The sequence below is a fragment of the Pseudomonas sp. AK181 genome (assembly GCF_051122975.1).
Classification (GTDB): Bacteria; Pseudomonadota; Gammaproteobacteria; order Pseudomonadales; family Pseudomonadaceae; genus Aquipseudomonas; species Aquipseudomonas lactis.
This window is the reverse complement of record NZ_CP146348.1, coordinates 3,699,013-3,711,593: the sequence shown is the minus strand read 5'-3', so window position 1 is coordinate 3,711,593 and position 12,581 is coordinate 3,699,013. Positions and strand designations below refer to the sequence as shown.

11 protein-coding genes are annotated in these 12,581 nt (G+C 61.0%); all 11 read right to left on the bottom strand.

Annotated features, from left to right (window positions below; translation table 11 throughout):
- Positions 1-35: 35 nt before the first annotated feature.
- Positions 36-1,889 (bottom strand): NADH-quinone oxidoreductase subunit L, encoded by a 1,854-nt coding sequence (gene nuoL / locus V8689_RS16845; RefSeq protein ID WP_056783660.1) that lies wholly within the window; start codon positions 1,887-1,889, stop codon positions 36-38.
- Positions 1,886-2,194 (bottom strand): NADH-quinone oxidoreductase subunit NuoK, encoded by a 309-nt coding sequence (gene nuoK / locus V8689_RS16840; protein ID WP_003174727.1) that lies wholly within the window; start codon positions 2,192-2,194, stop codon positions 1,886-1,888. The genes nuoL and nuoK overlap by 4 nt, the downstream gene beginning before the upstream one ends.
- 2 nt (positions 2,195-2,196) lie before the next feature.
- A complete protein-coding gene (gene nuoJ / locus V8689_RS16835; RefSeq protein WP_003174726.1) occupies positions 2,197-2,700 on the bottom strand; it encodes an NADH-quinone oxidoreductase subunit J in 504 nt (167 codons plus the stop codon).
- Positions 2,701-2,709: 9 nt separating this feature from the next.
- Positions 2,710-3,258, bottom strand: a complete 549-nt coding sequence (nuoI, locus tag V8689_RS16830; protein WP_003174725.1) for an NADH-quinone oxidoreductase subunit NuoI — start codon at positions 3,256-3,258, stop codon at positions 2,710-2,712.
- An 11-nt stretch (positions 3,259-3,269) separates the two neighbouring features.
- Positions 3,270-4,277: an NADH-quinone oxidoreductase subunit NuoH gene (gene nuoH, locus V8689_RS16825; RefSeq protein WP_003174724.1), complete on the bottom strand. Its 1,008-nt coding sequence runs from the start codon at positions 4,275-4,277 to the stop codon at positions 3,270-3,272.
- Positions 4,274-6,988 carry an NADH-quinone oxidoreductase subunit NuoG gene (gene nuoG, locus V8689_RS16820; protein WP_056783663.1) on the bottom strand — a complete coding sequence of 905 codons (2,715 nt, stop codon included), beginning with the start codon at positions 6,986-6,988 and terminating at the stop codon, positions 4,274-4,276. The genes nuoH and nuoG overlap by 4 nt, the downstream gene beginning before the upstream one ends.
- A 135-nt stretch (positions 6,989-7,123) precedes the next feature.
- The gene (gene nuoF / locus V8689_RS16815; protein ID WP_032896666.1) at positions 7,124-8,479 is read right to left on the bottom strand and encodes an NADH-quinone oxidoreductase subunit NuoF; all 1,356 of its coding nucleotides are present in this window, start codon (positions 8,477-8,479) and stop codon (positions 7,124-7,126) included.
- Positions 8,476-8,973 carry an NADH-quinone oxidoreductase subunit NuoE gene (nuoE, locus tag V8689_RS16810; RefSeq protein WP_003174721.1) on the bottom strand — a complete coding sequence of 166 codons (498 nt, stop codon included), beginning with the start codon at positions 8,971-8,973 and terminating at the stop codon, positions 8,476-8,478. Before nuoE ends, nuoF begins: the two co-directional genes overlap by 4 nt.
- Positions 8,974-8,975: 2 nt before the next feature.
- Positions 8,976-10,760: an NADH-quinone oxidoreductase subunit C/D gene (gene nuoC, locus V8689_RS16805; RefSeq protein ID WP_003192111.1), complete on the bottom strand. Its 1,785-nt coding sequence runs from the start codon at positions 10,758-10,760 to the stop codon at positions 8,976-8,978.
- A gap of 71 nt (positions 10,761-10,831) precedes the next feature.
- A complete protein-coding gene (locus tag V8689_RS16800) occupies positions 10,832-11,506 on the bottom strand; it encodes a NuoB/complex I 20 kDa subunit family protein (protein ID WP_003174719.1) in 675 nt (224 codons plus the stop codon).
- Positions 11,507-11,516: 10 nt separating this feature from the next.
- Positions 11,517-11,930: an NADH-quinone oxidoreductase subunit A gene (locus V8689_RS16795; protein ID WP_003192109.1), complete on the bottom strand. Its 414-nt coding sequence runs from the start codon at positions 11,928-11,930 to the stop codon at positions 11,517-11,519.
- Between the last annotated feature and the right edge of the window lie 651 nt (positions 11,931-12,581).

The following is a 12,581-nucleotide window of genomic DNA, read 5'->3' as shown; positions in this document are numbered from 1 at the left end:
CAAGTTCGCAAAGTACGCAGTGCACTTAAACATAGTCAGACCGCTACCACGACGATGGCGCCGATCACCAGAACGGCACCCGCCGCCATGGACGCTGCATACCAACGCAATTGGCCGGTCTCGCTGCGGCTCAGGGCGGTGTGACCGGCCTTGGCGGCACGCGGGATCAAACCGATGGTCTGGTCGAGCGGGTCTTTGCGCAGCACGTGGCTGATCGCAAGGTAAGGTTTGACGAACAGTTTGTCGTAGATCCAATCGAAGCCCCAGGCAGCGAACCACCAGGCCGACAGGAAGCGACCAATGCCACTGTTGGCCACGGCGGTCACGAAGCGACGCTTGCCGAGGAACAGCAGGGCCGCCAGCAGGATACCGGCGATGGCTATGGCGCCCGAGGCGATTTCCAGGCTGTGCTGGGCTTCGCCGCCGGCATGGCCGACGCTTTGTGGCAACACACCGTGCAGCGGCGGGGTGATCATCGCGCCAACGAAGGTCGACAGGATGATCAGCACCGACAGTGGCAACCAGTGGGAGATGCCGTGGCCTGCGTGCGCTTCGGTCTTGGCTTCACCGTGGAAGGTGATGAAGATCAGGCGGAAGGTGTACAGCGAGGTCATGAACGCACCCACCAGGCCTGCGTACAGCAGGTTCTGGTTACCGCTGGCGAAAGCTTCCCAGAGGATCTCGTCCTTGGAGTAGAAACCGGCGGTCACCAACGGCAGGGCTGCCAGGGCGGCACCACCGACGATGAAGCTGGCGTAGGCCAGTGGCAGTTTCTTCCACAGGCCGCCCATCTTGAAGATGTTCTGCTCGTGGTGGCAGGCCACGATCACCGCACCGGAGGCGAGGAACAGCAGGGCCTTGAAGAACGCGTGGGTCATCAGGTGGAAAATCGCCGCGTCCCAGGCGCCGACGCCCAGGGCCAGGAACATGTAGCCGATCTGGCTCATGGTCGAGTAGGCGAGGATACGCTTGATGTCGGTCTGCACCAGCGCGGCGAAGCCGGCCAGTACCAGGGTCACGCCACCGACGATGCCCACCAGGTGCAGGATGTCCGGCGCCAGGGTGAACAGGCCGTGGGTACGGGCGATCAGGTAGACGCCAGCGGTCACCATGGTGGCGGCGTGGATCAATGCCGATACCGGGGTAGGGCCGGCCATCGCATCCGCCAGCCAGGTTTGCAGCGGCAGTTGCGCGGATTTACCCACGGCGCCGCCCAGCAGCATCAGGGTCGCCAGGGTGATCCAGAAGTCACCGACCTGGAATTTCTGCGGAGCCAGCACCAGCAGTTCCTGGATGTTCAGCGTGCCCACCTGTTGGAACAGGATGAACAGACCGATGGCCATGAACACGTCGCCGATGCGGGTGACGATAAATGCCTTGAGTGCCGCGTTACCGTTGTTGCGGTTGCTGTAGTAGAAACCGATCAACAGGTACGAGCACAGGCCCACGCCTTCCCAGCCGAAGTACAGGAACAACAGGTTATCGCCCAGCACCAGGAACAGCATGCTGGCGATAAACAGGTTGGTGTACGAGAAGAAGCGCGAGTAGCCCGCTTCACCGCGCATGTACCAGGACGCGAACAGGTGGATCAGGAAGCCCACACCTACCACCACGCCGAGCATGGTGATCGACAGACCGTCGATGTAGAGGGCGAAGTTGGGCTTGAAGCCCTCAACCGCCATCCACTGCCACAGCACCAGGGTGTAGTGGCCGCCTTCAGGCGGGGCCACGTTGAATTGCCAGATGACGTAGGCGGCCACGACGGCCGACAGGCCGATGGAGCCCACGCCGATCAGGGCCGAGAGGTTTTCCGACCAGCGCCCGCGAGAGAACGACAGCAGCAGGAAACCGATCAGGGGGAATACGAAAGTCAGAAAGATCATGTTCATCCGCGCATCTCACTGGCAGCGTCGATATCAAGCGTGTGGAAGCGACGATACAGCTGCAGCAGGATCGCCAGGCCAATACTGGCTTCGGCGGCTGCCAGGCTGATCACCAGGATGAACATCACTTGCCCATCCGGCTGGCCCCAACGTGCGCCTGCCACGATGAACGCCAGTGCTGCCGCGTTCATCATGATTTCCAGGCTCATCAACACGAACAGAATGTTACGGCGAACCATCAGGCCGACCAGGCCAAGGCAGAACAGGATGCCGGCGACCGCCAGACCATGCTCCAAAGGGATAGCAGGCATCGTCATTGCTCCTTGGCTTCGTTGCGGCCCAAGTGGAAGGCAGTGATGGCTGCGGCAAGCAGCAGCATCGAAGCCAGTTCGACCACCAGCAGGTACGGGCCGAACAGGCTGATGCCCACGGCTTTCGCGTCTACGGTGGTGTGGCCGATGGCCTGGCCGCTCTGGTGAGCGAACAGCACATACAGCAGTTCACCCAGCAGCAGGGCTGCGAGGACAACCGGGCCGAGCCAGATGCCGGGCTTGAGCCAGACACGCTCCTGGGCGACCGAAGCCGGCCCCAGGTTGAGCATCATCACCACAAACACGAACAGCACCATGATGGCGCCGGCGTAGGCGATCACTTCCAGCACACCGGCGAACGGTGCGCCGAGGCTGAAAAACGTCATGGCCACGGCGATCAGCGAAATGATCAGGTAGAGCAGGGCGTGCACGGGGTTAGTGTTGGTGATCACGCGAAGCGTGGACACCACTGCAATACCCGATGCGAAATAGAAAGCGAATTCCATCTTTCTTCCTTAAGGCAGCAAGCTCTTCACGTTGATCGGCTCAGCTTCGTTTTGTGCGGCGCCTTTTGGCTTACCGGCAACGGCCATACCTGCAACACGATAGAAGTTGTAATCAGGGTTTTTACCGGGACCAGAGATCAAAAGATCTTCTTTCTCGTACACCAGGTCCTGACGTTTGAACTCGGCCATCTCGAAATCCGGTGTGAGCTGGATCGCGGTGGTCGGGCAAGCTTCCTCGCAGAGGCCGCAGAAAATGCAGCGCGAGAAGTTGATGCGGAAGAAGTCCGGGTACCAGCGACCGTCTTCGGTTTCAGCTTTCTGCAGGGAAATGCAACCCACCGGGCACGCCACGGCGCACAGGTTGCAGGCTACGCAACGCTCTTCGCCGTCGGGGTCGCGGGTCAGTACGATGCGGCCGCGATAGCGCGGCGGCAGGTACACCGCTTCTTCGGGGTATTGCAGGGTGTCGCGTTTGCGAAAGCCGTGACCGAACACCATCACCAGGCTTCGCAACTGGGTACCGGTACCCTTAACGATGTCGCCAATATATTTGAACATGGGTCAAATCCTCACTGAACCGCGGCAGCCGGCGTGTTCAACAACACGACGGCAGCCGTCACCAGCAAATTGATCAGGGTCAGCGGCAGGCAGAATCTCCAGCTGAAATCCATCACCTGGTCATAACGCGGGCGCGGAATCGAGGCGCGCAGCAGGATGAACAGCATGATGAAGAACGCGGTCTTCAGGAAGAACCAGAAGAAGGCCAACTGCGGCAGGATGCCAAACGGACCGTGCCAGCCGCCGAAGAACAGCGTGACCAGCAGGGCCGAGATCAAGATGATGCCGATGTACTCACCGACGAAGAACATGCCCCACTTCATGCCGGCATATTCAATGTGGTAACCGTCGGCCAGTTCCTGTTCCGCTTCCGGCTGGTCGAAGGGGTGACGGTGAGTCACGGCCACGCCAGCGATGAAGAAGGTGCAGAAGCCGAAGAACTGCGGAATGATGAACCACAGGTTCTGTGCCTGGTACTCGACGATGTCGCGCATGTTGAACGAGCCAACCTGCACCACGATGCCCATCAGTGCCAACCCCATGAACACTTCATAGGATACGGTTTGCGCCGAGGCACGCAAGCTGCCCAGCAGGGCGAACTTGTTGTTGCTCGACCAACCGGCGAACAGCACCGCGTATACCGACAAACCGGCCATGGCGAAGAAGAACAGCAAGCCGATGTTCAGGTCCGCCACGCCCCAGGTCGGGGTGATCGGGATGATCGCAAAGGCAATCAGCAAGGCGCTCATGGCCACCACCGGTGCCAGGGTGAAGATCACCTTGTCGGCAAACGGCGGGGTCCAGTCTTCCTTGAAGAACATTTTCAGCATGTCGGCAGCGATCTGGAACATGCCGAACGGGCCAACGCGGTTCGGACCGTAACGGTCTTGCCACCAGCCCAGCAGGCGACGTTCGACGAAGCTGAGCAGGGCGCCCGCGACGACCACGGCCAACAGGATCACGATGGCCTTGACCACCGAGATGATCACGTCAATTACTTCCGGCGTGAACCAAGTCATTGCGCTGCCTCCTGCAGACCGTCAACGGTTGTGCCGAAAATGGCAGGCGGAATACCGGCGATGCCTTTAGGCAGTGCAACCAGGCCGGCACCCAGCTCGTCATTGATACGCAGCGGCAGACGCAGGGTCTGGCCGGCCACGTTGAGGCTGAGCAGGGCACCGTCGTTGACGCCCAGGCGGTCGGCTTCGGACTTGGCCACGGACACGTAAGCGGTAGGAATGCGCTCTTGAACCGGCGCGGCCTTGGAAGAAGTTTCTTCGCTGCCGAACAGGTGGAAGAACGGCACGACCTGCCAGGTGCCCGGTGCCGGGTTGAACGGACGCGGTACCGCAGCGAACCAGTTCAGCGAGTCACCGCGGGTTTCGATCAGGCGGGTGCCCGGGTCGCCAGCGCGGATGTGACCACCGACTTCGTCCTGGAACTTGTTCCAGGCCTGTGGTGAGTTCCAGCCCGGCGACCAGGCAAATGGCACCTGCTGACGCGGTTCGGCCGAACCCGAGTAACCTTCCATGGAGAAGGCAAACGCGGTGTCGTTATCTTGCGGAGTACGCGGCTCGTGCACGCTGATGTCAGCACGCATGGCGGTACGGCCGGAGTAACGCAGCGGCTCACGCGCCAGCTTCATGCCCTTGATACGGAACGCGGCAGACGGCGCGGCATCGACGATACGAGCCAGTTGCGGCGCGCTGGCAGCGGTGGCAGCGGTGACGTGGTCGAGCTGGGTCCAGTCGATCGGCTGGTTCAGCAGGGTGGCGCGCAGGGCATGCAGCCAGCGCCAGCCTTCGTGCACCAGGATGCTGGCGTCCATGTACTTCGGATCGAACACCTGGAAGAAGCGCTGGGCGCGGCCTTCCTGGCTGACCAGGGTACCGTCGCCTTCGGCGAAGGTGGCGGCTGGCAGCACCAGGTCGGCGCGCTCGCTGGTGGCGGTCTTCTGGTGGTCGGCGACGATCAGCACCTTGGCGGCGTTGAGCGCAGCGTCAACCTTGGCCGCAGCGGTGCGGGTGTACAGGTCGTTTTCCAGTACCACGATGGCATCGGCGTTGCCGTCGATCACGGCTTGCAGCGCAGCGTCCACGGACTCGCCACCGAGCATGGCCAGGCCCAGGCTGTTGGCTTCCGGCACTACCAGGCTGATGGAGCCGTTTTTGTCGCGCAGCTTCAGGGCCTTGGCGATGTTGGCGGCGGCTTCGATCAGCGCCTTGGAACCCAACGAGGTGCCTGCGATGATCAATGGGCGCTTGGCCGCCAGCAAGGCGTCGGCAATGCGCTGGGCCAGTTCAACGGCTTCAGCGTCCAGGCCTTCAACGGCAGGCGCGCTGGCGTCGAGGGCGTGGGCCACGGCGAAACCGAGGCGAGCCAGGTCGTCCGGCGCAGCGTGCACGCATTCTTCGGCGATGTCGTCGAGCTTGGTTTCAGCCAGGCTTGCGATAAACAGCGGGTTCAGCGCGTGCTGGCCGATGTTTTTCACCGCGGCGTCGAGCCACGGCTGTACGCGCATGGCGTCGGCCATTTCTTCGGCCTTGCCTTTGACCGATTGACGCAGCGACAGCGCGATACGCGCGGCGGTCTGGGTCAGGTCTTCACCGAGCACGAAGATCGCATCGTGGTCTTCGATGTCGCGCATGTTCGGCACGGGCAGCGGGCTGTCGTTCAGCACTTGCAGGACCAGGCGGATGCGCTCCAACTCGCCGGCTTCGATACCGCAGTAGAAGTGCTCGGCACCCACCAACTCGCGCAACGCGAAGTTGCTTTCGAGGCTGGCACGCGGCGAACCGATACCGACGATGTTGCGCCCGCGCAGCAGGTCGGCGGCTTTATCCAGCGCGGCGTCCAGGCTCAGCTTGGCGCCATCGGCCAGCAGGGGCTGGCGTGGGCGGTCTTCGCGGTTGACGTAGCCATAGCCGAAACGGCCACGGTCGCACAGGAAGTACTGGTTGACCGAACCGTTGAAGCGGTTTTCGATACGACGCAGTTCGCCGTAGCGCTCGCCCGGGGAGATGTTGCAACCGCTGGAGCAGCCATGGCAGATGCTCGGCGCAAATTGCATGTCCCACTTACGGTTGTAGCGCTCGGAGTGGGTCTTGTCGGTGAACACACCGGTGGGGCAGACCTCGGTGAGGTTGCCGGAGAATTCGCTCTCCAGCACGCCGTCTTCAACGCGACCGAAGTACACGTTGTCGTGAGCGCCAAACACGCCCAGGTCGGTGCCGCCGGCGTAGTCTTTATAGAAGCGCACGCAGCGGTAGCAGGCGATGCAGCGGTTCATTTCGTGGGAAATGAACGGGCCGAGGTCCTGGTTCTGGTGGGTACGCTTGGTGAAGCGATAACGGCGCTCGTTGTGGCCAGTCATCACCGTCATGTCTTGCAGGTGGCAGTGACCGCCTTCCTCACAGACCGGGCAGTCGTGGGGGTGGTTGGTCATCAGCCATTCGACAACGCTGGCGCGGAACGCCTTGGATTCTTCATCGTCGATGGAGATCCAGGTGTTGTCGGTGGCTGGGGTCATGCAGGACATGACGATACGACCACGGGTGTCGTTCTCGTCGGTGTATTGCTTGACCGCACACTGGCGACAGGCACCGACGCTACCAAGTGCGGGGTGCCAGCAGAAATACGGGATGTCGAGGCCGAGTGACAGACACGCCTGTAACAGGTTGTCTGCCCCATCGACTTCGAGCGCTTTGCCGTCTACGTGGATAGTGGCCATGGTTCAAAGTTCTTCGTTGGCCCGTTGTCAGCGGGCGTGGCTAATGGAATCTTGTTATTCATGTGCATCTACACAGCCTTGAAGGCGTCAGCACATGAGCAGGCGAAGGGCACGGACCCTTCGCCTGTTTAAGCGTTACGCGCCGACTACGATCGGCTTTGCCAGAGGCGGGACGGCGGCGCTGGTGGGCGCGATGCCGGCTTCGAACTCCGAGCGGAAGTATTTGATTGCGCTGCCCAATGGCTCCACGGCGCCCGGTGCGTGAGCACAGAAGGTCTTGCCTGGGCCGAGGAAGCCGACCAGGCCCAGCAGGGTTTCGATATCACCCTCGCGGCCTTCGCCATTTTCCAGGGCCATCAGCAGCTTGACGCTCCACGGCAAACCGTCACGGCATGGGGTGCAGAAGCCGCAAGACTCGCGGGCAAAGAACTGCTCCATGTTGCGCAGTAACGAGACCATGTTCACCGTGTTGTCCACCGCCATCGCCAGGCCAGTACCCATCCGGGTACCCACCTTGCCAATGCCGCCGGCATACATCTGTGCGTCCAGGTGCTCGGGCAACAGGAAACCTGTACCAGCGCCGCCTGGCTGCCAGGCTTTCAAGGTGTAGCCGTCGCGCATGCCGCCGGCGTAGTCCTCGAACAGCTCGCGTGCAGTCACGCCGAACGGCAGCTCCCACAGGCCAGGGTTCTTGACCTTGCCGGAGAAGCCCATGAGCTTGGTGCCCATGTCTTCGCTGCCTTCGCGGGCCAAGGATTTGTACCAGTCCACGCCGTCGGCGATGATCGCCGGCACGTTGCACAGGGTCTCGACGTTGTTCACGCAAGTCGGCTTGCCCCACACACCTACAGCGGCAGGGAAGGGCGGCTTGGAACGCGGGTTGGCGCGGCGGCCTTCGAGGGAGTTGATCAGTGCGGTTTCTTCACCGCAGATATAACGCCCGGCGCCGGTGTGCACGAACAGTTCGAAGTCGAAACCGGAACCGAGGATGTTCTTGCCCAGCAGGCCAGCGGCCTTGGCTTCTTCCACGGCACGGTTCAGGTGCTTGGCGGCAGTGGTGTACTCGCCACGCAGGAAGATGTAGCCGCGGTAGGTTTTCAGCGCACGGGCACTGATCAGCATGCCTTCGATCAGCAGATGGGGCAGTTGCTCCATCAGCATGCGGTCTTTCCAGGTGTTGGGCTCCATTTCATCCGCATTGCACAGCAGGTAGCGGATGTTGATGGATTCGTCTTTGGGCATCAGGCCCCACTTCACGCCGGTGGGGAAGCCCGCACCGCCGCGACCCTTGAGGCCGGCGTCCTTCACGGTCTGGACGATATCGTCCTGGGCCATGTCGGCGAAGGCTTTGCGCGCCGCCGCGTAACCGTTCTTGGCCTGGTACTCGTCGAGCCATACCGGCTCGCCGTCGTCACGCAGGCGCCAGGTGAGGGGGTGAGTCTCGGCCGAACGCTTGATCAGGTTGGCCGGGCCGAAGGAAGTCAGGGTCATGGGTAGCCCTCGAGCAATTGGGTGACGCCAGCGGGCTGTACGTCACCGAATGTGTCGTCGTCGATCATCAACGCCGGCGCCTTGTCGCAGTTGCCCAGGCAGCACACCGGCAGCAGCGTGAAGCGGCCGTCCGGGGTGGTCTGGCCGAGGCCGATGCCCAGCTTGTTCTGGATCTCGCTGACCACCGATTCGTGGCCGCCGATGTAGCAGACCATGCTGTCGCACACGCGAATGATGTGGCGGCCCACCGGCTGGCGGAAGATCTGGCTGTAGAACGTGGCCACGCCTTCAACGTCGCTGGCGGGGATGCCGAGGATCTCGCCGATGGCGTAGAGGGCGCCGTCGGGCACCCAGCCACGTTCCTTCTGGACGATCTTCAAGGCTTCGATAGACGCCGCGCGCGGGTCTTCGTAGTGATGCAGCTCGTGCTCGATGGCCGAGCGCTCGGTTTCACTCAAGGTGAAACGGTCTGTCTGGATAAGCGTGCTGTTCATGCTTAGCGGTCCACGTCGGCCATAACGAAATCGATACTACCCAGGTACGCAATCAAGTCCGCGACCATCTCGCCTTTGATCACCGAAGGGATCTGCTGCAAGTGGGCAAAGCTTGGGGTACGAATCCGGGTGCGGTAGCTCATGGTGCCGCCATCGCTCGTCAGGTAATAACTGTTGATACCCTTGGTCGCTTCGATCATCTGGAAGGATTCGTTGGCCGGCATGACCGGGCCCCACGAAACCTGCAGGAAGTGGGTGATCAGGGTTTCGATGTGCTGCAGCGTGCGTTCTTTTGGCGGCGGCGTGGTCAGCGGGTGATCCGCCTTGTACGGGCCGGCCGGCATGTTGCGCATGCACTGCTCGATGATCTTCAGGCTCTGGCGCATTTCTTCGACGCGCACGATGCAACGGTCGTAGGCATCGCCATTGGCCGCCAGCGGTACTTCGAACTCGAAGTTCTCGTAGCCGGAGTAAGGGCGCGCTTTACGCAGGTCGAAGTCGCAACCGGTGGAACGCAGGCCGGCACCGGTGACGCCCCATTCCAGGGCCTCTTTGGTGTTGTACTGCGCCACGCCGATGGTGCGGCCTTTGAGGATGCTGTTGTCCAGGGCGGCTTTCTGGTATTCGTCCAGACGCTTGGGCATCCAGTCGATGAATTCCTTGACCAGGCGCTCCCAGCCGTTCGGCAGGTCATGGGCCACACCGCCGATGCGGTACCAGGCCGGGTGCAGACGGAAACCGGTAATGGCTTCGATGACCTTGTAGGCGCGCTGACGGTCGGTGAAGGTGAAGAACACCGGGGTCATGGCGCCGACGTCCTGGATATAGGTACCCAGGAACAGCAGGTGGCTGGTGATGCGGAAGAACTCGGCCATCATGATGCGGATGGTATCGACGCGGTCCGGTACCTTGATGCCGGCCAGCTTCTCGACCGAGAGCACGTACGGCAGGTTGTTCATCACGCCGCCGAGGTAGTCGATACGGTCGGTGTACGGGATGAAGCTGTGCCAGGACTGGCGCTCGGCCATCTTCTCGGCGCCACGGTGGTGGTAGCCGATGTCCGGGACGCAGTCGACGATTTCTTCGCCGTCCAGTTGCAGGATGATCCGGAAGGCACCGTGGGCCGAAGGGTGGTTCGGGCCCAGGTTGAGGAACATGTAGTCCTCGTTGGTGCCGGAACGCTTCATGCCCCAGTCTTCGGGGCGGAAGCGCGCGGCTTCTTCTTCCAGTTGCTGCTTGGCCAGGTTGAGGCTGAACGGGTCGAATTCGGTGGCGCGGGCAGGGAAGTCCTTGCGCAGCGGGTGACCTTCCCAGGTCGGCGGCATCATGATGCGCGTCAGGTGCGGGTGGCCCGGGAAGTCGATACCGAACATGTCCCAGACTTCACGCTCGTACCAGCTGGCGTTCGGCCAGATACCGGTCACGGTCGGGATGCTCAGGTCGCTCTCGCTCAGCGCAACCTTGATCATCACGTCGCTGTTACGTTCCAGCGACATCAGGTGGTAGAACACGGTGAAATCGGCGCCGCTCGGCAGCCCCTGGCGCTTGGTGCGCAGACGCTCGTCCACGCCATGCAGGTCATAGAGCATGACGTACGGCTTGGGCAGGTTGCGCAGGAAGGTCAGGACTTCGACGAGCCTGGCACGCGCCACCCACAGCACCGGCATACCGGTGCGTGTGGCCTGGGCGGTGAAGGCGTCAGGGCCAAAACGGTTATTGAGTTCGACAACCACATCCTGGTCGTCTGCCTTATAAGGCGGGATGTACAGAGCACTGCCTGTAGTCATGGTTTTTTATCGCTTTCGGTCAACGTAAAGAATGAAGCCAGGTTTTCGTTCTATAAAAGAAGCGGGCTGGATCAGACTTCGTCGGGGCTGCGCAGGTTGGTGACTGCGATTCGCTGTTCGCGGCGCTGTTCCTTTTGAGACGGCATCTCGGCGCGATAAACGCCTTGATCACCGACCACCCAGGACAGTGGGCGACGCTCCTTGCCAATCGATTCCTGCAACAGCATCAAGCCTTGCAGGAACGCTTCGGGACGGGGCGGGCAGCCAGGCACGTAGACGTCCACGGGCAGGAACTTGTCCACCCCTTGAACGACCGAGTAGATGTCGTACATGCCACCGGAGTTGGCGCACGAACCCATGGAGATAACCCATTTTGGTTCGAGCATTTGCTCATAGAGACGCTGGATGATCGGCGCCATCTTGATGAAGCAGGTACCGGCGATAACCATGAAATCCGCCTGGCGCGGCGAGGCCCGGATCACTTCGGCGCCAAAGCGCGCGATGTCGTGGGGCGCCGTGAAGGCGGTGGTCATTTCCACGTAGCAGCACGAAAGGCCGAAGTTGTACGGCCACAGGGAGTTTTTACGCCCCCAGTTGACCGCGCCACTCAGCACGTCTTCCAGCTTGCCCATGTAGATGTTTTTGTGGACTTGGTCTTCTAACGGGTCGGAAACGGTTTCCCGTTCGCCGATGGGGTATTGCTCGTTAGGAGCATCCGGGTCGATCCTGGTGAGATTGTATTGCATTGCCAAAGCCTCATTGTTTCAGCTTCGCCTGCCGCTTGCGACGAGCTTCCGGAGCCCAGTCAAGGGCGCCCACTCGGAACAGGTAGACAAGACCTGCCAACAGAATTGCTATGAAAACGAGAGCTTCGACGAATCCGGTCCAGCCGCTTTCGCGGACGGACACAGACCATGCAAAGAGAAAGAGGGCTTCGATATCGAAGATCACGAACAACATCGCGACCAGATAGAATTTGGCTGAGAGCCGCAAGCGGGCGCCACCTGTAGGCAGCATGCCGGATTCGAACGGTTCGTTTTTGCTGCGGCCCCAGGCTTTTGACCCGAGGAGGCTGGACACGCCGAGCATGAAGGCGCAAAGGCCTACAACACCGAGAAGGAAAATGGCAAAGCCCCAGTTGTGGGCCATGAGTCCTGTCGCGTCGGTCATGCTGGAAATCCTTAACAGAGAGCAAAGGTCTCTGAGCTCGAAAAAGTAACGATGCAGTGACGATATGTCGCACTGCAATCAATCGCGGTGATTTTATGGCTAAACACCGGGCAAGTAAAATTCCCAGGGCGAAATTATTCGGTGGAATAAGCACATAGTGCACCTTCTTGGGGCTGTAGCCCTTGTGGCGTGGGCATTAGCGGGCTTTTCATCAAATATGTTTTGTTTAAGCTGTAACGAAGTTTTCAAGCGCCAAATGATAATGAATATTGTTTGCGCGGGATTTAAGCGAGTGTTTCTCATGTGGCGCGGGAAGTTAGCGTTACTTGCTTGAGTGTCGCTTAGTTGTCGCAACGGTTCTTTTAACCGATCGGATGTGCGCGGATACCGCTCTGGGTCAATGTTTTGCGCAAAATCCAGCCTATAGGCACGCTCTCTGTAGGAGCGAGCTTGCTCGCGAAAATCGTCAACGATAACGCGGGTAACCAGCCAGCCAGCGGTGCTCTCAGGTTTTTCGCGAGCAAGCTCGCTCCTACAGGTGGCTATGGGCCTTTGCTTCAGGCAAAAAAACGCCCCGAACCAGTCGGGGCGTGATTGTTGCGCGGCACTGCGGTTAGGTCTTCCGTGGGGCCGCAGTGGCCGTGTACGCGG